The sequence below is a fragment of the Pseudomonas sp. FW305-E2 genome (genome assembly GCF_058782925.1).
In genome coordinates, this window is sequence record NZ_JBYSYE010000003.1 from 156,472 (window position 1) to 176,865 (window position 20,394).

The 20,394-nt window shown below is 63.4% G+C and carries 17 protein-coding genes; 6 read left to right on the forward strand and 11 right to left on the reverse strand.

Going from position 1 to position 20,394, the window contains the following annotated elements:
- Genes mutL through AC3WLP_RS04655 form a run of 4 tightly spaced genes read right to left on the reverse strand, consistent with a single transcriptional unit; the run spans nt 1 to nt 4,662 of the window.
- Nucleotides 1-1,899, reverse strand: a complete 1,899-nt coding sequence (mutL, locus tag AC3WLP_RS04640) for a DNA mismatch repair endonuclease MutL (protein WP_088513282.1) — start codon at nt 1,897-1,899, stop codon at nt 1-3.
- Nucleotides 1,899-3,329, reverse strand: a complete 1,431-nt coding sequence (locus AC3WLP_RS04645) for an N-acetylmuramoyl-L-alanine amidase (RefSeq protein WP_003249525.1) — start codon at nt 3,327-3,329, stop codon at nt 1,899-1,901. Before AC3WLP_RS04645 ends, mutL begins: the two co-directional genes overlap by 1 nt.
- 11 nt (nt 3,330-3,340) lie before the next feature.
- Nucleotides 3,341-3,814, reverse strand: a complete 474-nt coding sequence (gene tsaE, locus AC3WLP_RS04650) for a tRNA (adenosine(37)-N6)-threonylcarbamoyltransferase complex ATPase subunit type 1 TsaE (RefSeq protein ID WP_003249523.1) — start codon at nt 3,812-3,814, stop codon at nt 3,341-3,343.
- A complete protein-coding gene (locus AC3WLP_RS04655; RefSeq protein WP_003249520.1) occupies nt 3,802-4,662 on the reverse strand; it encodes an NAD(P)H-hydrate dehydratase in 861 nt (286 codons plus the stop codon). Before AC3WLP_RS04655 ends, tsaE begins: the two co-directional genes overlap by 13 nt.
- A 65-nt stretch (nt 4,663-4,727) precedes the next feature.
- Between AC3WLP_RS04655 and queG the strand changes: the two genes are divergently transcribed.
- Complete coding sequence (queG, locus tag AC3WLP_RS04660; RefSeq protein ID WP_004577534.1) at nt 4,728-5,792, forward strand: tRNA epoxyqueuosine(34) reductase QueG; 1,065 nt, start codon at nt 4,728-4,730, stop codon at nt 5,790-5,792.
- A 140-nt stretch (nt 5,793-5,932) separates the two neighbouring features.
- Here queG and AC3WLP_RS04665 read toward each other — a convergent pair whose 3' ends face one another.
- Together AC3WLP_RS04665 and orn are read right to left on the reverse strand one after the other, a co-directional pair.
- The gene (locus AC3WLP_RS04665) at nt 5,933-6,544 is read right to left on the reverse strand and encodes a trimeric intracellular cation channel family protein (protein ID WP_003249516.1); all 612 of its coding nucleotides are present in this window, start codon (nt 6,542-6,544) and stop codon (nt 5,933-5,935) included.
- A 91-nt stretch (nt 6,545-6,635) separates the two neighbouring features.
- Nucleotides 6,636-7,178, reverse strand: coding sequence for an oligoribonuclease (gene orn / locus AC3WLP_RS04670; RefSeq protein WP_003249514.1), 543 nt, complete (start codon nt 7,176-7,178; stop codon nt 6,636-6,638).
- Nucleotides 7,179-7,330: 152 nt separating this feature from the next.
- Here orn and rsgA point away from each other — a divergent pair, with 152 nt between their 5' ends.
- A complete protein-coding gene (rsgA, locus tag AC3WLP_RS04675; RefSeq protein ID WP_003249512.1) occupies nt 7,331-8,362 on the forward strand; it encodes a small ribosomal subunit biogenesis GTPase RsgA in 1,032 nt (343 codons plus the stop codon).
- A 307-nt stretch (nt 8,363-8,669) separates the two neighbouring features.
- Here rsgA and motB read toward each other — a convergent pair whose 3' ends face one another.
- Together motB and motA are read right to left on the reverse strand one after the other, a co-directional pair.
- Nucleotides 8,670-9,710: a flagellar motor protein MotB gene (gene motB / locus AC3WLP_RS04680; protein WP_003249509.1), complete on the reverse strand. Its 1,041-nt coding sequence runs from the start codon at nt 9,708-9,710 to the stop codon at nt 8,670-8,672.
- Nucleotides 9,711-9,713: 3 nt separating this feature from the next.
- Nucleotides 9,714-10,565, reverse strand: a complete 852-nt coding sequence (motA, locus tag AC3WLP_RS04685; RefSeq protein WP_003249507.1) for a flagellar motor stator protein MotA — start codon at nt 10,563-10,565, stop codon at nt 9,714-9,716.
- A gap of 130 nt (nt 10,566-10,695) precedes the next feature.
- On the opposite strand from motA, the gene AC3WLP_RS04690 reads away from it, so the two are divergent.
- The 3 genes from AC3WLP_RS04690 to asd are packed head-to-tail and all read left to right on the forward strand — an operon-like array spanning nt 10,696 to nt 13,958.
- Entirely contained in the window at nt 10,696-12,231 is a 1,536-nt protein-coding gene (locus AC3WLP_RS04690; protein WP_003249505.1) for an HDOD domain-containing protein, read from the forward strand.
- Between the two features lie 44 nt (nt 12,232-12,275).
- On the forward strand, nt 12,276-13,085 hold the full coding sequence (locus AC3WLP_RS04695; protein ID WP_003249503.1) for a rhodanese-like domain-containing protein: 810 nt from the start codon (nt 12,276-12,278) through the stop codon (nt 13,083-13,085).
- Between the two features lie 9 nt (nt 13,086-13,094).
- Nucleotides 13,095-13,958 carry an archaetidylserine decarboxylase gene (gene asd, locus AC3WLP_RS04700; protein ID WP_088513283.1) on the forward strand — a complete coding sequence of 288 codons (864 nt, stop codon included), beginning with the start codon at nt 13,095-13,097 and terminating at the stop codon, nt 13,956-13,958.
- A 76-nt stretch (nt 13,959-14,034) separates the two neighbouring features.
- Here asd and serB read toward each other — a convergent pair whose 3' ends face one another.
- Complete coding sequence (gene serB, locus AC3WLP_RS04705; RefSeq protein ID WP_003249498.1) at nt 14,035-15,249, reverse strand: phosphoserine phosphatase SerB; 1,215 nt, start codon at nt 15,247-15,249, stop codon at nt 14,035-14,037.
- A 134-nt stretch (nt 15,250-15,383) separates the two neighbouring features.
- Here serB and AC3WLP_RS04710 point away from each other — a divergent pair, with 134 nt between their 5' ends.
- Nucleotides 15,384-16,841, forward strand: coding sequence for an AhpA/YtjB family protein (locus AC3WLP_RS04710; RefSeq protein ID WP_003249496.1), 1,458 nt, complete (start codon nt 15,384-15,386; stop codon nt 16,839-16,841).
- Between the two features lie 409 nt (nt 16,842-17,250).
- Here AC3WLP_RS04710 and AC3WLP_RS04715 read toward each other — a convergent pair whose 3' ends face one another.
- Nucleotides 17,251-17,961 carry a PqiC family protein gene (locus AC3WLP_RS04715; RefSeq protein WP_003249494.1) on the reverse strand — a complete coding sequence of 237 codons (711 nt, stop codon included), beginning with the start codon at nt 17,959-17,961 and terminating at the stop codon, nt 17,251-17,253.
- A gap of 172 nt (nt 17,962-18,133) precedes the next feature.
- Entirely contained in the window at nt 18,134-20,392 is a 2,259-nt protein-coding gene (gene parC / locus AC3WLP_RS04720; protein ID WP_012053864.1) for a DNA topoisomerase IV subunit A, read from the reverse strand.
- Between the last annotated feature and the right edge of the window lie 2 nt (nt 20,393-20,394).

The window sequence follows — 20,394 nt, forward strand, 5'->3', positions numbered from 1 at the left end:
TCATCGACCGCGCAGGAAAAGTTTGTCCAGATCGTCCAGGTCCATCTGAGTCCAGGTAGGACGGCCATGGTTGCACTGGCCGCTGCGCTCGGTGTTTTCCATGTCGCGCAGCAGGGCGTTCATCTCGGGAATTGCCAGGCGCCGGTTGGCGCGCACGGCACCGTGGCAGGCCATGGTACCGAGCAGTTCGTTGAGATGCGCCTGAATGCGATCACTGGTGCCGTACTCCATAAGGTCGGCAAGCACGTCCTGCACCAGGCGGTTGGCTTCAGCCTGCTTGAGCAAGGCCGGGATCTGGCGAATCGCCAGGGTCTCAGGGCCCAGGCGCTGCAATTCGAAGCCCAGCCGCTGAAACCACTGTGCATGCTCTTCGGCACAGTCGGCTTCACGCTGGCTAAGGGCCAGGGTCTCCGGCACCAGCAGCGGCTGGCCACTCAGGCCCTCGCTGGCCATGGCCACCTTGAGGCGCTCGTACATTATCCGCTCGTGGGCAGCGTGCATGTCCACCAGCACCAGGCCAACAGCGTTCTCGGCCAGGATGTAGATACCCTTGAGCTGCGCCAGGGCATAGCCTAGCGGGGGAATGTCGCCTTGGCTTTCGGGCAGTGCCGTCGCAGGCGCAGCACCGGTGTCCAGCGGCTTATAGAACTCGCGGTACACCGCCTGTGCCTCTGCGGCCGGCAGCGGCTGTGAGGGACGTGGGGTGTATTGATACTGGTAACCGGCGCCACTGCCACCATTGGAAAACGACTGTTGCGGGGCTCGAGGCTGTTCAAGCACCGGCGAGGCCAGGCGCATTTCACCCTGGGGCCCGAACTCACCGGCCTGCTGGCCCGTGGGACGAACCAGCTCAGGTACGGCAGCAGGCGCGGCCAGCTGGTCTTCCGGACGTACATCGGCCAAGGCACGGTGCAAGGTGCCATACAGGAAGTCATGCACCGAGCGCCCTTCACGGAATCGCACTTCATGCTTGGTAGGGTGCACGTTCACATCGACGCCGTTGGGCTCCAGCTCCAGGAACAGCACGAACGTGGGGTGGCGGCCGTTGAACAGCACGTCCCGGTAGGCCTGACGCACGGCATGGGCGACCAGTTTATCGCGCACTGCCCGGCCATTGACGAAGAAGTACTGCAGGTCTGCCTGGCTGCGCGAGAACGTCGGCAAGCCGACCCAGCCCCAAAGGCGCAGGCCGTTGCGCTCGACGTCGATCGGCAGTGCCTGCTCCATGAAGCCCGGGCCGCAGATGGCACCCACCCGCCGTGCACGGGCGGTTTCGTCGTGGGCCTCGTGCAGACTGAGGATGCTCTTGCCATTGTGGCGCAGGTGGAAGCCGACATCGAAACGGGCCAGCGCCAGCCGCCGGATCACTTCCTGCAAGTGATCGAATTCGGTTTTCTCGGCTTTGAGGAACTTGCGCCTGGCCGGGGTATTGAAGAACAAATCGCGCACTTCCACCGAGGTACCGACCGGGTGCGCCGCCGGCTGCACGCGCGGCGTCATGTCACGGCCTTCGGTTTCGACTTGCCAGGCCTCACTGGCACTGGCGGTACGCGAGGTCAGGGTCAGGCGCGCCACCGAACTGATCGAGGCCAAGGCCTCGCCACGGAAGCCCAGGCTCAATACCCCTTCAAGGTCTTCCAGCTCGCGGATCTTGCTGGTGGCGTGTCGGGCCAGGGCCAGCGGCAGGTCGTCGGCAGAAATACCGCTGCCATCGTCCCGCACCTTCAGCAGTTTGACGCCGCCCTGCTCGACTTCGATATCGATGCGCCGGGCACCGGAGTCCAGGCTGTTTTCCAGCAGTTCCTTGGCTACAGACGCCGGCCGCTCGACAACCTCGCCGGCGGCAATCTGGTTGGCCAGCCGCGGGCTGAGCAGCTGAATTCGCGAACCGCCACTCATCATTGCGCGGCCAAGGTTGTGGCGGGTACATCGAGGCGCTGGCCAACCTTCAGCTCATCGGTCTTCAGGCTGTTGATGCTGCGCAGGCTGGCCACGCTGACCTGGTAACGCACGGCGAGCATTGCCAGGGTTTCGCCAGGGCGCACGGTGTGTTCACGCGGGCCGGCGGCGATCTTGCCGGTGTCACGCAACCAGGCGATGTAGGTGCCAGGTGGCGGGTTCTGCTGGAAGTACTGGTGCACCCCAGTGCGGATCGACCGGGCCAGCGCCTGCTGGTGGCTGGAGGAGGCCAGTTTGGCTGCTTCGTTGTTGTTCGAGATGAACCCGGTTTCAACGAGGATCGACGGAATATCCGGCGACTTCAGCACCATGAACCCGGCCTGCTCCACACGCTGCTTGTGCAACGAAGTGACACGCCCCATGTTGCCCAATACCTTTTGCCCCACGTTGAGGCTGGAGCTGAGCGTAGCGGTCATCGACAGATCAAGCAGCACACCCGCGAGCATGCGGTCCTTGTCGTCGAGGCTGACATTACCCGCACCACCGATCAGGTCAGAACGGTTTTCCGTGTCGGCCAGCCAGCGCGCCGTCTCGGAGGTGGCGCCACGATCGGACAGGGCGAACACCGAGGCGCCAAAGGCTGCGCGCGACGGGGCCGCGTCGGCGTGAATCGAAATGAACAGGTCGGCGCCTTTCTTGCGGGCGATTTCCGTACGCTTGCGCAGCGGGATGAAGTAATCACCGGTGCGGGTCAGCTCTGCACGGAAACCTTTTTCGCTGTTGATCTGACGCTGCAACTCCTTGGCGATCTGCAACACGATGTCTTTTTCGTGCTGGCCACGCGAGCCGGAAGCGCCAGGGTCTTCGCCGCCGTGCCCGGCATCGATGGCAACCACGATGTCACGCTTGCCACTGGGTACCGGTGGCAGCTTGATCGCCGGCTGGGTCGGCGTCACTGGCACCGCGGGCGTTGTCGCAGGCGTTTGTACCGGGGCCGGCGCAGGTGGCGGCGTGCTGGCCGCGATAGCGTCAGCCTCCTGGTCATACAGGTCGACCACCAAGCGGTTGCCGTACTGTGCGTTGGGCGCCAGGGTGAAGCTTTTCGGGGTAACCGACTTTTTCAGGTCGACCACAACCCGAAGGTCGGTTGGCGTACGCTGAGCCGAACGCACACTGCTTATCGGCGTGTTGGAGGTGGCCACATTCAGTGGCGCGGCCAGTGTTGCGCCATTGATGTCGATGACCAGGCGATCGGGTGCGCTCAGGGTGAAGACACTGTGCTGCACGGGGCCAGACAGGTCGAAGACCAGCCGCGTGTTGTCCGGTGCGCGCCACAGGCGCATGCTCTTGACTTGAGTGACGGCCAGAGCCTCAACGGTCACCGTTGTCAGCAGCAGCCCAACGATGGCGACCAGTGCGCGTATGCGCATACCTACCCCACTTACTGTTTATAGTGTTCGGCCAGTGCCACGCACCAGGCCTCGCCGCGAGCCCCCTGCGGCGAAAGGTTCAGCGAGCGTCCACTCGCTTGGGGGCTTATGGTAATGGTCAGGTCAGGCTTTGGCAAAACGCCCGCACCCTTTTGTGGCCATTCGAACAGGCACAGCGGGTCGCCCTCGAAATAGTCACGAATGCCCATGAACTCAAGCTCCTCCGGGTCGACCAGGCGATACAGGTCGAAGTGAAAGGCTCGGACCTCGCCGATTTCATAGGGTTCGACCACGGTGAACGTCGGGCTTTTCACAGCCCCAGTATGGCCCAGACCGCGGATCAGGCCACGCGACAGGGTTGTTTTACCCGCGCCCAGGTCGCCCTCGAGGAAAATCACGCCGCGACCGCCGGTCACCTCGGCCAGCGCTGCACCGAATTTGACCGTGGCCTCTTCATCGGCCAGAAACAGATTTAAGCCAGACACGCAGAATGCTCCTCCAACAACTCACGAATGACCGGCGCCAGATCACTGGCCGCCAGGCCTCTACCTTTTTTCCCAAGGCGCTCGCCGGCACAGGCGTGCAGCCACACCCCCAGACAGGCTGCGCCCCAGGCATCCAGGCCTTGGGCCAACAGGGCTGCCAGCACGCCAGTCAGCACATCGCCCAGGCCGGCGCCGGCCATCGCCGGGTGCCCGCGCTCGCACAACGCCAGCTGCCCGCTCGGGGCTGCCACCAGGGTGCCGGCACCTTTGAGTACACAGACGCTGTTATAACGGCGCGCCAGCTTGCGCGCAGCACCAGGGCGGTCGGCCTGCACGGCCTCAGTGGCAATGCCCAGCAGCCGCGCCGCCTCCCCCGGGTGCGGAGTAAGGATGCTGCCACTGGGCAGGGCCAGCGGGGTTCGCGCCAGCAAATTCAAGGCATCGGCATCCCACACTTGCGGCCGCTCGGCGTTGGCCACCGCCGACAACAGGCTACAGCCCCACGCCGCCTGCCCCAGGCCGGGCCCGACCACCAGGACGGAGGCGCGCTCCAGCACACCCATCAGTTGGTTGGCCGAACGGACACCCAGGCACATGACCTCGGGCAGGCGCGCCAGGCTGGCCGATACGTGCTCGGGCCGGGTTGCCACGCTGACCAGCCCGGCGCCGCAACGCAGGGCGGCTTCGGCACTGAGCAACACAGCGCCTCCGGTACCCAGGTCGCCACCGACCACCAGTACATGGCCAAAGTCGCCTTTGTGGGCATGCGCCTGCCGCGCCGGCAGGCGGGCAACCGTCACGCTGCTGAGCAATTGTGGGGCATTACTGGGGTGTTTGGTCTGCGGCATGGGGTCAAAGGCTCCAATGTCTGGCAGAATTATACGCACCTGAGCCCGTATTGCCTTGCCCATCCATGTCCGCCTCTATACCTGACCTCGCCCAACTGGCCCAATCGATCAAGATTTGGGGCCAGGAACTCGGTTTTGCCCATGTTGGCATCGCCGGGGTCGACCTTGGCGAACACGAACACCACCTGCAGCGTTGGCTCGACGCCGGTTATCAGGGTGAAATGGAATACCTGGGCGCCCACGGCAGCAAAAGGTCACATCCCGACCAGCTGATCCCCGGCACGGTACGCGTGGTCTCGCTACGTATGGACTACCTGCCCGGCGACACGCAGATGGCGCAGCGCCTTGCCCAGCCCGAGAAGGCCTACGTGTCACGCTACGCGCTTGGCCGGGACTACCACAAGCTGGTGCGCAAGCGCGTGCAGTTCCTCGCCGACCGCATCCAGGAAGCCATCGGCCCGTTCGGCTACCGCGCCTTTGTGGACAGCGCCCCGGTACTGGAAAAAGCCCTGGCCGAACAGGCTGGGCTGGGCTGGATCGGCAAGAACACGCTATTGCTCAACCGCAAGGCGGGTAGCTACTTCTTCCTTGCCGAACTGTTCGTCGACCTGCCGTTGCCGGTGGACGAAGCCACCACCAGCGAGCACTGCGGGCGTTGCCAGGCCTGCCTGGACATCTGCCCGACACAAGCGTTTGTCGGGCCCTATGTGCTGGATGCGCGACGCTGCATCTCGTACCTGACCATCGAGCTGAGGGGTGCGATCCCTGTCGAGTTACGCGCAAAGATGGGCAACCGCGTGTTCGGTTGCGACGACTGCCAGATCGTCTGCCCCTGGAACCGCTTTGCCAAGCACAGCCAGGAGCAGGATTTCCAGCCACGGCATGGGCTGGAAAATACTGACCTGGCGGCGATGTTCCTGTGGGATGAACGCACCTTCCTGCGCAAGACCGAGGGCGGGCCTTTGCGGCGTGCGGGGTACGAGCGGTTCTTGCGCAACCTGGCGGTGGGGTTGGGCAATGCGCCCTCCACGATTCCGGTGATCGAGGCGCTGAAGGCCAGACGTGACGATGAATCGGAATTGGTGCGCGAGCATGTGGAGTGGGCGCTGGCCCGACACGGAGCTCAATAGCGACCAGCCTCAGAGCATGCGCCATCCTTGTGGGAGCGGGCGCGCCCGCGAAGCAAGCAACACAGGGAATGGCACCGGCTTCGCCGGTGTTCGCGGGCACGCCCGCTCCCACATGGGCCATGTTGCGCTTGTAAATTGCGTCACTGCTGGTCGTTGTAGTGGAACTTGGGCATTTCCCAGTGGAAGCGTATCGCCAACAGGCGTACCAGGAAGCCGCCAAACAGAGTCAGCAACATTGCCTGCTCCGCCGGCACCTTGAAATACACGCATCCCAGATAGAACCAGGCCGCCGCAAATGACACGCTGGCATACAGCTCACGGCGGAACACCAGCGGGATGTCGTTGCAGAAGATATCCCGCAGGATCCCGCCAAACACCCCGGTGATCACCCCGCTGATCGACGCCACCAGCATGCCCTGCCCCATCTCCAGCGCCGTCATGCAACCTATCAGGGTAAACGCCACCAGCCCCAGGGCATCGAGCACCAGGAACAGCGAGCGAAGGCGGCGCATCATTGGCGCAATGAAAATGGTCAGCAGCGCCGCAAAACTGGTCAGCACCAGGTACTCAGGGTGCTTCACCCAGGTCAGCGGGTAGTGCCCGAGCAGCACATCACGCACCGAGCCACCCCCAAGCGCAGTGACGCAGGCGATCAGCACCACGCCAAACCAGTCCATGCCGCGACGCCCGGCAGACAGCGCGCCAGTCATGGCTTCGGCGGTAATGGCGATAAGGTAGAGCATCAACAACATGGTGCGGGTCCGTGCAGGAAAGGCGCGCAGTCTAACCAGTTGCCCAAGGCACCAAAAGGGGGCGCAGATACAATATCTGCGCCGTTTCGACTCACAGCTTGATGAAGTGCTCGCGATAGTGACGCAGTTCGGCGATCGATTCGCGGATATCGTCCAGCGCCAGGTGGGTATTGCCCTTCTTGAAGCTGTCACGCACGTCCGGCGCCCAGCGCGCGGCCAGCTCCTTGAGGGTGGAGACATCCAGGTTGCGGTAGTGGAAGTAGTTTTCCAGGTTGCGCATGTGGCGGTAGAGGAAACGACGATCCTGGCAGATGCTGTTGCCGCAGATCGGCGACTTGCCTTTAGGCACCCACTGCTCGAGGAAGGCGATGGTCTGTGCCTCGGCTTCGGCCATGCTGACCTTGCTCTCGCGCACGCGCTGGGTCAGCCCCGAAGCGCCATGGGTGCGGGTGTTCCACTCGTCCATGCGCGCCAGCACTTCGTCACTGTGGTGGATGGCGATTACCGGGCCTTCGGCCAAGGTATTGAGCTCGCTGTCGGTAACGATGGTGGCCATTTCGATGATGACGTCGCTGTCCGGATCCAGGCCGGTCATTTCCAGGTCGATCCAGATCAGGTTCTGTGGGTTTTGCATGCAGGGGCTCCTCATATAGGCGGTCATATTAGCCTAGTGGCCAAGGCACGCCCATTCACGGCACAAAGGTGAGCAGAATAGTCCAGCGGCTGGCGTGCTAAACTGCCTGCCGTTTTCAATGCCCCACGCCGGGCCTCTCTTACGGTACCTTCATGGCCAAACGCCAGCTCAATCGCCGCCAAAACTGGCGGATCGAAAAAATCCAGGGCGAGCGCGCCGCTCGCGCGGCCAAACGCGAGCAGCATGCACTGCAGGAACTGGAAGGTGGCGACCTGGGGCCTGAGCAACTGGGCCTAGTGATCGCGCACTTCGGCGTGCAGGTAGAAGTTGAAGCTCAGGATGGCGAAACCGCAGGCCAGGTGTTCCGCTGCCATTTGCGCGCAAACCTGCCAGCACTGGTCACCGGCGACCGTGTCGTGTGGCGTGCGGGTAACCAGGGCATCGGCGTAATCGTGGCGCAGATGCCGCGCAGCACCGAGCTGTGCCGGCCGAACAACCATGGTCAACTCAAGCCGGTGGCAGCCAACGTCGACCTGATCGTGATCGTGTTCGCCCCGGCGCCGGAGCCGCACCCGAACCTGATCGACCGCTATCTGGTAGCGGCCGAGCACGCCGGCCTGCGCCCGCTGCTGCTGCTGAACAAAGCCGACCTGATCAACGACGAGAACGGCCCCGGCCTGCATGCGCTGCTGGAGGTCTACCGCGAACTGGGCTACCCGCTGCTGGAAGTTTCGGCACACCACGGCGATGGCATGCAGCGCCTGCAACAACAACTCGACGGCCATATCAGCGTGTTCGTCGGCCAGTCGGGGGTGGGCAAGTCGTCGCTGGTCAACAGCCTGCTTCCAGACGCGGGCACCCGCGTCGGCGACTTGTCGGAATGGTCAGGCCAGGGTACTCACACCACCACCACGGCGCGGCTTTACCACTTCCCCAATGGCGGGGACCTGATCGACTCGCCGGGTATCCGCGAGTTCGGCCTTGGCCATGTCAGCCGCGACGACGTGGAGGATGGCTTCATCGAGTTCCGCGACCTGTTCGGCACCTGCCGCTTCCGCGACTGCAAGCATGACCGCGAACCGGGCTGCGCGCTGCTCAAGGCACTGGAAGAGGGGCGCATCAAGCCGCAGCGCATGAACAGCTACCGCTCGATCATCGCCAGCCTGGCAGAAGACAGCTACTGAAACGCTCGAAATGAAAGTTGCCGCGCCCCCCTGTAGGAGCGGGTTTACCCGCGAATACGGTGGCGACTGCAACGGTGAACGGCGGGTGGAAATTGGCCAGCAGGTCCGGCCCTTTCGCGGGTGAACCCGCTCCTACGACGGCCTGCGCCCAATCACCGATGCGTATGTAGGAGCGACTTTAGCCGCGAACACCGGCAACGCCGGTGCCATTCACCGCACTGGCGGCTTCGCGGGTAAACCCGCTCCTACAGTGATCGCGCCAGCGTTCAGGTGGTGGGTAGCACAGTTGCCCACCCCAAAAAGCCGCTTACTGATCCTTGGCTTCATCCATCTTCAGCGTGCCATCTTCAAAGATGTTCAGCTTCTGGCGCAGCTCGCGCGGTTGCATCGGTGCCTGTTCAGTTGCCCCTGGGTCAGCCGGTGCCGAAGCCCCTGGCGCAGCACCACTGGCTGGCGCTGCAGGTGCCGTTGGCGCAGCTGGCGGTGTTTCCGGCGCACCCTGCTCACCTTCGATATTGCGCTGGGCTTTCTTGGTCAGCACGATGATGTCGATACGGCGGTTGACCGGGTTGAACGGGTCCTTGCGGTCGAACAGTGACGACGAGGCGTACCCCACGACCCGTGCCACCTGGCCGTCGGGGTAACCACCCGCCACCAGGGCACGCCGCGCGGCGTTGGCGCGGTTGGCCGACAGCTCCCAGTTACCGTACTCGCCAGTGCCAGCATACGGCTTGGCATCGGTATGGCCGCTGATGCTGATCTTGTTCGGCACCGCCTTGATGGTGTCGGCCATGGCCAGCAGGATATCTTCGAAGTAAGGCTGCAGGCGCGCGCTACCGATGTCGAACATCGGTCGGTTCTCAGCATCCATGATCTGGATGCGCAGGCCGTCCTGGGTGATCTCGAACAGGATCTGGTCCTTGAACTTCTGCAGCTGCGGGTTCTCTTCCACCTTGTTCTGCAGTTCCTGCAGCAACAGCTCCAGACGCTCGCGCTCGACCTGCTCGGCCATGGTCTCGACCTGGTCCTTGTTCAGCTGAGTGGGGGACTGCTGCGTCGGCTCGGTCTTCACTTCCGGATTGATGGTTTTATCCGGCGCCATCTCCGGGGAACCCCCCAGGTCGATGACATAAGGCGTGCCACTCTCGGAGAAACCAATAGGGTCCTGGAAGTAGCCGGCAATGGCGATCTTCTGCTCAGGCGTGGCCGTGGACAACAGCCACAGCACCAGGAAGAACGCCATCATCGCCGTGGCGAAGTCGGCAAAGGCGATTTTCCAGGCGCCACCATGGTGGCCGCCGCCAAAGCGCTTGACGCGCTTGACGATGATGGGCTGATTGTTCTCCATGACTCAGCGACCGCGAACCGCTTGTTCCAGTTCGGCGAAGCTTGGGCGGTGCTTGGGGTACAGCACCTTGCGCCCGAACTCGACCGCCAGCGAAGGTGGCATGCCCGACGCCGAGGCCACCAGCGAAGCCTTGATCGATTCGTAGAGGTTCAGTTCTTCCTTGGCATCGTGCTCCAGGCACTTGGCCAAAGGGCCGAAGAACCCGTAAGCCGCCAGAATACCGAAGAAGGTACCCACCAGCGCCGCACCTACGTGCATGCCGATGGCCGCCTGATCGCCATCGCCCAGCGAGGCCATGGTCACCACGATACCCAGTACCGCCGCAACGATACCGAACCCGGGCATACCGTCGGCGATGCCGGTCACCGCGTGGGACGGGTGCTCCAGCTCTTCCTTCATGCTCAGCAGTTCCATGTCGAACAGGCCCTCGAGCTCGTGCGGGGCCATGTTGCCGGTGGACATGATGCGCAGGTAATCGCAGACGAACGCGGTCATGCGCTCATCGGCCAGTACCGTCGGGTACTTGGCGAAGATCGGGCTGGCAGCGGCGTCCTCGATGTCGGCCTCGATGGCCATCATGCCTTCGCGACGGCTCTTGTTGAGGATTTCGTACACAAGGCCCAGCACCTCCAGGTAGAAGGCATGGCTGAAGCGCGAGCCGAACATCTTCATCGACTTCTTGATGACGTGCATGGTCATGTGGCCAGGGTTGGCCTGCAGGAATGCACCAAAGGCCGCACCGCCGATGATCAGTACTTCGAACGGCTGGATCAGCGCTGCGATCTTGCCGTGGGAGAGCACGTAGCCGCCGAGCACGCTCGCGAATACGACGATGATGCCGATAATTTTAGCCATAGGTTCAAAGCACTTGCTGTCGTGGTCAGGGGAAGAGACGGGAGCTTTAAAACTCTTCTTCTACTTATCGGCAGAACTGCGCCAGACTATAGCCACTCAATGCGAAAAGCCAGTTCGGACTGATGTCAAAATGCCAATTGAAACCAAGGTGCCCACTCAGGCCCCGCGTACGCTAGAGGCCTGGGTAAAGCTGCTCGAGAGTGTTCGCATCCCCGTGCCGAAGCACAGCTACGACCGGGTCATGGCTGCCATCCACGATAGCCGTCGCTCGCTGCGCGATATCGCCGAACTGATGCAGGATAGCCCGGCACTGGTGCTGTCAGTGATGCGCGAAGCCAATCACCCCACCAATGCCAGCCTTGCCGAACCCGCCGAAAGCCTGGAAGTCGCCCTCAACCGCCTGGGCCTGGAGCGCAGCGAGCAGCTTCTCAAACGCCTGCCGGCGCTGCCCGTGGAGGAAATTCCGCCGGTACTGTGCCAGTTCCAGATGATCAGCCAGCATGCGGCACAGCAGGCCAGCGGCCTGTTCGCCAGCCGCCTGGCACGGCTGTGGCAAGAGATTCACTGGGGCAGCCTGCTGTTCCTGTCGCCACTCTGGCCACTGGCACTGGCCTACCCCAAGCTGCTCGACACTTGGGAGCTGCGGGTTATCCACAAAGGTGAAGACGCCGCCCACGTCGAGGAAGAACTGTTTGGCGTGCGCATCATGGCGCTGTGCCAGACCATGGCCGAGTATTGGCGCCTGCCCCAATGGGTCACCCAGGGTTATCGCCTGCTACTGGAAGAGCGCGAACAACTGGCCCAGGTGCTGAATATCGCCCGCGACGAAGACCTGCTCAGCCAGCAACACCGCCTGGACGCCGAGCCCGGCCTGCGGCGCTGGTTCAACCAGCCGGCCAATACCGTACTGCTGGCCAACAACCTGGCCCTGGCGGCACAGGTCGGCTGGGACAACCCGCACCTGCTGCGCTGGCAACTGCTGACCGCGCTGTACCTGCAAACCTCGCTGGAAGATGTGCAGCAGCAGGTGCACCAGCAGGCTGCCGCCAGCGCCCGCCGCCACGCCCGGCATGCCCTGTTCCACCCGGCCGAGGCCTTGATCTGGCCGTGGCACCAACGCCGCCCTCACCCGGACATGCTGGCCCCGCCACCGCCCAGCAGCGACGACCTGGCACGCTGGCGCACGCTGTGCCAGCACCTGCTGGCCCAACCCAGCCCGTTCACCAACACCGTGCACCTGGCCACGCAGGCCCGTGAGGCCCTGCTGGCCTGCGGCATGCAACGCATCATGCTGCTTAGCCTGGACAAGGCCAGTGACTACCTGCGCGTGCAGCAAATTGCCGGCCTGCCCAAGGAGGCCGGGGCTCTGGCCCTGCAGGTATCGCAGAACAAGCTGCTGCAAAAGCTGCTGAGTCAGGCCGGGCAGTTGCGCATCACACCGGAAAACCACAGCCAGTTCTCGGCGCTGCTGCCCGCCCCGCTGCGCACCTTGTTCCGCAGCGAACATGTACTGCTTCGCTCGCTGGCTGCGAACGACCAGGTGCTGATGCTGTTGGTGGCCGACCAGGGCTGCCGGCCTTTGGCCGATATCAGCGTGCAAGCCTTCGGCAAGACCGCGCAATGCATCGAGCGGGCCTTGTCGGTGTTTACCAACCGCAAGGGTTGAGCCTTGCGCTACAATCGCCCCTCTTTCCACACTGGAGACCGTGGATGACCGACTTTTCCGGCCTGCCCCTGGTGATCGAAGCTGCAGACCTGCTGCCACGCCTGGATTCGCCGCAGCTGATCCTGGTCGACCTGAGCAGCGCCAACCGCTATGTCAGCGGGCATATCCCCGGCGCGCGCTTTGTCGAAGGCAAGCGCACCCAGCTCGGCCAGCCCCCGGCGCCCGGCCTGCTGCCAGCCCTGGGCGAGCTCGAAAAACTGTTCAGCGAACTCGGCCACCGCGCCGATGCCGTGTATGTGGTGTACGACGATGAAGGCGGCGGCTGGGCCGGGCGCTTCATCTGGCTGCTCGATGTCATCGGCCACGAGCGCTACCACTACCTCAATGGCGGTATCCAGGCCTGGCCGGCAGACAAGCTGTCCACCGCAGTGCCTGCCATTGGCAGCGCCCCGGTGCACCTGCACATAGACAGCGCACCCACTGCCACCCGCGAGTACCTGCAAAGCCGCCTGGGCGCCGATGACCTGGTCATCTGGGACGCACGCGGCCCGCAGGAATTCAGCGGCGAAAAAGTGCTGGCAGCCAAAGGCGGCCACATCCCCGGCGCGATCAACTTCGAGTGGACCGCCGGCATGGATTTCAACGACCACCTGCGCATCCGCCAGGACATCGCTGAAGTCCTCAAGCAACTGGGCATCACCCCTGACAAGGAGGTGATCACCCACTGCCAGACCCACCGCCGCTCCGGTTTCACTTACCTGGTGGCCAAGTCCCTCGGTTACCCACGCGTCAAGGCCTACGCCGGCTCGTGGGGCGAATGGGGCAACCACCCGGACACGCCTGTAGAAGTCTAAGGAACCTGCATGAAATCCCGTCTGTTCATCATCAGCCAGTACCTGCTGCCGCACCACCTGCTGTCGCGGCTGGCCGGCTGCATCGCCGAGTGCCGCGTGCGCTGGTTCAAGAACGCCTTCACCGCATGGTTCGCCAAGCGCTACCAGGTGAACATGAGCGAGGCGCTGGTCGAAGACCTGAGCGCTTACGAGCACTTCAATGCGTTCTTCACCCGCGCCTTGAAACCTGGTGCCCGTCCGCTGGACGAAACCCCGCGCGCCATCCTGTGCCCGGCCGACGGTGCGGTCAGCCAGCTTGGCCCGATCGAGCACGGTCGTATCTTCCAGGCCAAAGGCCACGGTTTCAGCGCGCAAGAGCTGCTGGGCGGTGATCCGGCCATGGCCGCGCCGTTCATGGGCGGCGAGTTTGCCACCATCTACCTGTCGCCCAAGGACTACCACCGCGTGCACATGCCGCTGGCCGGCACCCTGCGCGAAATGGTCTATGTGCCGGGCCGCCTGTTCTCGGTCAACCAGACCACCGCAGAGAATGTCCCCGAGCTGTTCGCTCGCAACGAGCGCGTGGTCTGCCTGTTCGATACAGAGCGTGGGCCAATGGCTGTGGTACTGGTCGGCGCGATGATCGTCGCCTCGATCGAAACGGTATGGGCCGGGCTGGTCACGCCGCCCAAACGTGAGCTGAAGACCTTCCGCTACGACGAAGCCAGCCGCACGCCGATCCACCTGGAGAAAGGTGCCGAACTAGGCCGCTTCAAGCTGGGTTCGACCGCCATCGTGCTGTTCGGGCCGGAGCAGGTGAAGTGGGCTGAGAGCCTGGGTGCGGGTTCTGCAGTGCGCATGGGGCAGCAGCTGGCGGCGCCTGTGCAGGCTTGATTCGAGCCATATGAGAAAGGCCCTGCATATGCAGGGCCTTTTTCGTTGGGCCGCCATGCGGCCCCGGATTTACGGATCAGCCGCGGGCGTCACGATCACGCAGGCCCAGCAGATACAGCACCCCGTCCAGCCCCAAGGTGGAAATCGCCTGCTTGGCCGACTGGCGCACCAGCGGCTTGGCACGAAACGCCACGCCCAAACCGGCCAGCGACAGCATCGGCAGGTCATTGGCACCATCGCCCACGGCGATGGTCTGCTCCAGTTGCAAGCCTTCGTCACTGGCCAGCTTCTTCAACAAATCGGCCTTGCGCTGGGCATCGACAATCGGCTCAACAGCCACGCCCGTCACCTTGCCATCGACCACTTCAAGTTCGTTGGCGAACACATAGTCGATACCCAGGCGCGCCTGCACCTGACGAGCGAAATAGGTAAAGCCACCGGACAGAATCGCGGTCTTGTATCCCAGGCGCTTGAGCTCGGCAAACAGGTTCTCGGCACCCTCGGTCAGGCGCAGCGATGCCCCGATCTCGTCCAGTACCCCCACATCCAGGCCCTTGAGCAGCGCCATGCGCTCTTTGAAGCTGGCGCGGAAGTCCAGTTCACCGCGCATGGCGCGCTCGGTGATCGCCGCCACCTGCTCACCCACACCCGCCGCCTTGGCCAGTTCGTCGATGACTTCGGCCTCGATCAGCGTGGAGTCCATGTCGAACACCGCCAGGCGGCGGTTACGGCGGAACAGATCGTCCTTCTGGAAGGCGATGTCGACGCTCAGCTCTTCAGCCAGGGCAAAGAAGTCGGCACGCAGGGCCTGGGCATCGCTCGGTACACCGCGCACGGAGATCTCGACGGCTGCCTTACCCTTGTCGGTTTCGGCATCCAGTGCCACCCGGGCCGACAGGCGCTCGATACGCTCGATGGTCAGGCCGTACTGGCTGATCACCGCACTCACCCGCTGCAGTTGCTCGGGAGTAATCTTACGGCTGAGCAGGGTAACGATGTGGCGCGCTTCGCCATGCCCATCAGCCCAATGCTGGTAGTCCGCCTCGGAAATCGGCGTGTAACGGGCCTGCAGGTTCAGTTCGTGGGCTTTAGCCTGCACGCTTTGCAACAGCGCGGTAGCCACTTCGTTGTCCGGGATGTCGACCAGGATGCCAAACGACAAGGTGCCGTGCATGACCGCCAGGCCGATGTCGAGGATACTCACACCGCCCTGCAGCAGGACGCCGGTGATAGCCGCAGTGAGACCGGGACGGTCCTCACCGGTGATGTTGATCAGGACGATTTCGCGCACAACCTGGCTCCGACTTCGATGAAAAATGCGCATTCTACCGATTTTCCATGACCATCGGGCGCCAACGATACTTTGCCGACAAAACCCGGCTCGCTATACTCCCCCCACTTTCATGCCATTAAGAGCCGAGCTCTGTGAACCGGCCCACGCCAGTCAAACCAGACAATTTCTTCCTGATGATCTATCGCGCCCTGAGTCAACGTCGCGTGCCGCTGGCACTGCGCATCGCCTGCACCAACATTTTCCTGGTGGCGCTGGCGCTGGTGATCTACGCCTGCGTGATGGGCCTGCAGTTCAAGCAGGCCATGCATGAGCAGGCCGATGCCTTGGGCCAGAGCCTGACCACCCAGACGGCCACATCGGCCACCGAGCTGCTGGTGTCCAATGACATCCTCAGCCTCAACGTGCTATTGGGCAACCTGGTTAAAAACCCGCTGGTGGCCCATGCCGCAATCTACAGCGTGGATAACCGCATCCTCGCCGAAGCGGGCCAGCGCCCGCGCAACAGCCTGCTGGGCGAGGCCGAAGGCCTGTACCAGACCAAAATCACGTTCCAGGACGTGACGGCCGGGCAGTTGCGCATCAGCCTGGACATGAGCCAGTTCCAGCAACCGATGCTGATCAGCCTGCAGAGCATGGGCATTCTGGCCGCTATCCTGCTGGCCCTGGCCTTGGCCCTCAGCTTGCGTCAGGGCCGCTTCATCACCCTGCCACTGCTGCAGCTGCGGGTATGGCTGCGCGACCCGCAGCCCTATACCCCGGCCACCGACCGCCAGGACGAAATTGGCGACATCGCCCGCCAGCTGCATGCACGCCTGGCCCCGCCTCCGCCCCCGGAGCCGGAGCCTGAGGAAGAAGACGACGAGCAGTTCGACGACCTGCCCGCCGCTGCCCCGGCACCCAAGGCCGTACCGCGCGCCAAACCTGCCCTGGAAGACGAGGATGACGACGAGGCCTTCGCCGGCCTGCTGGACGACGACACTGCACCCAAGGCCGCCGCAGAGGTCGAGTCCGACGAGCCGCAGTACAGCGCCGTACTTGCCGTGCAGCTGGGCTCGCAGGAGCAACTGCGTCGCCTGCCACGCACACGCCTGGCCGAGCTGACCGAGCGCTACCGCGATTGCCTGGAGCACGCAGCCTCGCTCTACGACGGTGAAACCCACACGCTGAACGACGGCAGCACCTTGGTGCTGTTCCACAGCCGCGAGTGTGGCGAGGACTACCTGACCAACGCCATTTGCTGTGGCGAACTGTTGCGCGCCCTGGGCCACGCCCTGCAGATCGAGGTAGCCGACAGCGGCATTACCCTGCAACTGCAGCTAGGCCTGGTCTTGGGCAACGACCTGCATGGGCTGGAACTGGTTGACCTGTTGATGGCCGAGAAGGTCCAGGATGCCCTGGCACTGTCGCAGCACAGCCGTAACCTGTTGCTGGTAGAGCGGCAGATCAACGATGACGCCCTCATTCGCCAGCGTGCGCGTATTCGCCCGATCGCCAGCCCCGAAGGCGCCTGCTGTGTGGAGCGACTGATGGAGCCCTACCCGTCAATGCTGGAACGGCAACTGGCACGCATGCATGAGCACCGCGCCTGACAGGCATACGCTGCATCTACAGCGCATGTCTTGAGCCAGGCTGGTTTCCTTGCGATCACGTGCCTGGCGCAAGATCCAGCCAATAGCGCCCCCGGTAGGAGCGGGTTTACCCGCGAATACGGTGGCGGCGGCAACGGTGAACGGCGGGTGGAAATTGGTCAGCAGGGCCGGCCTCTTCGCGGGTAAACCCGCTCCTACAGCGGCCAGTATCAACCCCCGATGTGTGTCCACCCCAATCAGATGTAGGAGCGGGTTTACCCGCGAATACGGTAGCGGCGGCAACGGTGAACGGCGGGTGGAAATTGGTCAGCAGGGCCGGCCTCTTCGCGGGTAAACCCGCTCCTACGAAGACCGGCAGATACAAAAAAGCCCGCAGCGAATGCGGGCTTTGTCGTATCTGGCCGCTTGATCAGAACCGATAAACTTCCATATCGGTGCGAATCGGCGAGGCCATCGGGATTTTGGGTTTCTCCGGCCCCTTCTTCACCTGCGTCGGTGCAGCGGGCTTTTTCGGTGCTTCTTCGGCAATCGCCGGCTGGTTGGCCAGCGGCTTCACCGCCGTGCTCAGCTGTTCGGCCAGCTTCTGCAGCAGTTGGCCCTGAGCCTGCACCTGCGACGACTCACTGCCCTCATGCTGCTGCTCGAGGTGAATGATACGGTTGTCACGCACACGGCCACGGCGGTCAAGCAGACGCCACTGGGCATCCAGGATGGCCGGCTGGTTCTTGCCCGAGTCCAGGCGTGTAATCGACAGCAGCACTTGCACGTCCGGGCTGAAGCCTGCGGTCGCCGGGGCCAGTACTACGCGTTGGCTGTCCAGGCGCCAGGCCAGTTGACGCACCAGCAGCTGGTCGATATCCGATGACAGGCTGCCAGCCCAACGACCGTCGGTCGCCGCGCTCAGGCTGCCATCAGGTTGACGCTGCAGGAACGTCTCACGCTGAAGGTAATCGGCCACCGATACCGGGCCGAGTACCACGGCCATGCCCGCACTCTGCGACGGCTGGCCAGGATCACCACTGTCGAGCTGATACAGGGCAACCGGCTGATGCATGGTGCACCCGCCAAGGCCCAGCAGGCCAGTCATCAACAGCGCAAATGGAAGGCGCAGAAATTTCATCATCCCATCCAGGCGGCTGCCACAAGGCACACCGCAGTGATACATGTAGATTCAAACGGGCACACGGCCACGCCGGCACCGCAAGGGGCATATCATCCGCGAAATAACCGTCCGACTCCAGCATTTCTGCCCGAAACGGCGTTGAAATTGCCGTTCCAGACATTACAACCGGTTATGTCGGCACTTCCACCTGCAACCCATCGACGCGCTGGAACCCGCGTGGCAGCTTGCTGCCGCGCCGACCGCGCTCGCCCTTGTAGTGCTCCAGGTCGTCCGCCTTCAAAGACAGGGTACGCTTGCCGGCCTGCAATACAAGGGTCCCGCCTTCGGGAATCACGGCCAGATCGGTAACAAATTCTTCACGGCTGGCCACCCGGTCACCCGGCACGCCAATGATCTTGTTGCCCTTGCCTTTACCCAGCTGCGGCAAGTCGCTGACCTTGAACACCAGCAAGCGGCCTTCGGTGGTCACGGCCGCCAACCAGTCCTGCTCGCGATCAGCCACTGGGCGCGGGGTCATGACCTTGGCCCCGTTGGGCAAGCTGAGCAGGCCTTTGCCGGCCTTGTTCTTGGCCTGCAGGTCTTCACCCTTGACCACGAAACCGTAACCGGCATCCGAAGCCACCACGTACAGCGCATCGTCGTCAGGCAACAACACACATTCGAAAGTCGCCCCCGGTGGCGGCGTCAGACGGCCAGTCAGCGGCTCGCCCTGGCCACGTGCCGATGGCAGGCTGTGGGCCGCCAGCGAGTAGCTGCGACCGGTGGAATCGATAAGCACGGCAAACTGGTTGGAACGCCCAGCCGCAGCAGCCTTGAAACCGTCGCCGGCCTTGTAGGAAAGGCCAGTGGCGTCAATATCGTGGCCCTTGGCGCAGCGCACCCAGCCCTTCTCCGACAGCACCACGGTGACGGGCTCGGTCGGCATCAGCTCGTTTTCCGACAGGGCCTTGGCTTCGGCACGCGCTACGATCGGCGAGCGACGATCATCGCCATAGGTTTCGGCATCCTTGATCAGCTCGCTGCGCACCAGCTTGCGCAGTTTGGCCTCGCTCCCCAGCAAGGCCTGCAGCTTGGCTTGCTCCTTCAGCAACTCATCCTGCTCACCGCGGATCTTCATCTCTTCCAGGCGCGCCAACTGCCGCAGGCGGGTCTCGAGGATGTAGTCAGCCTGGATCTCGGTCAGCTCGAAACGTTCGATCAGGGCCTGCTTGGGGTATTCCTCAGTACGGATGATGTGGATCACTTCATCCAGGTTGAGGAATGCGGTGAGCAAACCGTCCAACAGGTGCAGGCGCTTCTCGACCTTATCCAAACGGTGCTGCAGGCGGCGACGAACGGTATTGGTGCGGAACTCCAGCCACTCCACCAAGATGGTTCGCAGGTTTTTCAACTGCGGCCGGCCGTCCAGGCCGATGATATTCACGTTGACCCGATAGGTGCTTTCCAGGTCGGTGGTAGCGAACAGGTGCTGCATCAGCTCGTCGACATCGACGCGGTTGGATCGCGGGATGATGACAATACGGCATGGGTTCTCGTGGTCCGACTCGTCGCGCAGGTCGGCGACCATCGGCAGCTTCTTGGCCTGCATCTGCGCGGCAATCTGCTCCAGCACTTTGGCCCCGGAGACCTGGTGCGGCAGCGCAGTGACGACGATGTCGCCATCCTCGACGCGGTACACGGCGCGCATGCGGATCGAGCCGCGGCCGCTTTCGTACATCTTGAGAATTTCAGCCCGCGGCGTGACGATCTCGGCCTCGGTCGGGTAATCCGGCCCCTGGATGTGCTCGCACAACTGCTCAATGGTTGCCTTGGGCTCATCGAGCAGTCGCACACAGGCACTGGCCACCTCTCGCAGGTTGTGCGGCGGTACGTCGGTGGCCATGCCCACGGCGATACCGGTGGTACCGTTGAGCAGGATGTTGGGCAGGCGCGCAGGCAGCACGGCCGGCTCCTGCAACGTGCCGTCGAAGTTCGGCACCCAGTCCACGGTGCCCTGGCCGACTTCGCTGAGCAGCACTTCAGCGTAGCGTGACAGCCGCGCCTCGGTGTAGCGCATGGCGGCGAACGACTTCGGATCATCCGGCGCACCCCAGTTGCCCTGGCCATCGACCAAGGTGTAGCGGTAGCTGAACGGCTGCGCCATCAGCACCATGGCCTCGTAGCAGGCCGAATCGCCATGGGGATGGAACTTGCCAAGCACGTCACCGACGGTACGTGCCGACTTCTTGTGCTTGGCATCGGCATCGAGCCCCAACTCGCTCATGGCGTAGACGATGCGGCGCTGCACCGGCTTCAGGCCGTCGCCGATGTGCGGCAGGGCACGGTCCATGATCACGTACATGGAGTAGTTGAGGTAGGCCTGTTCGGTGAATTCAGCCAGCGAGCGGCGTTCTACGCCGTCCAGGCTGAGTTCCAGTGAGTCGCTCATGC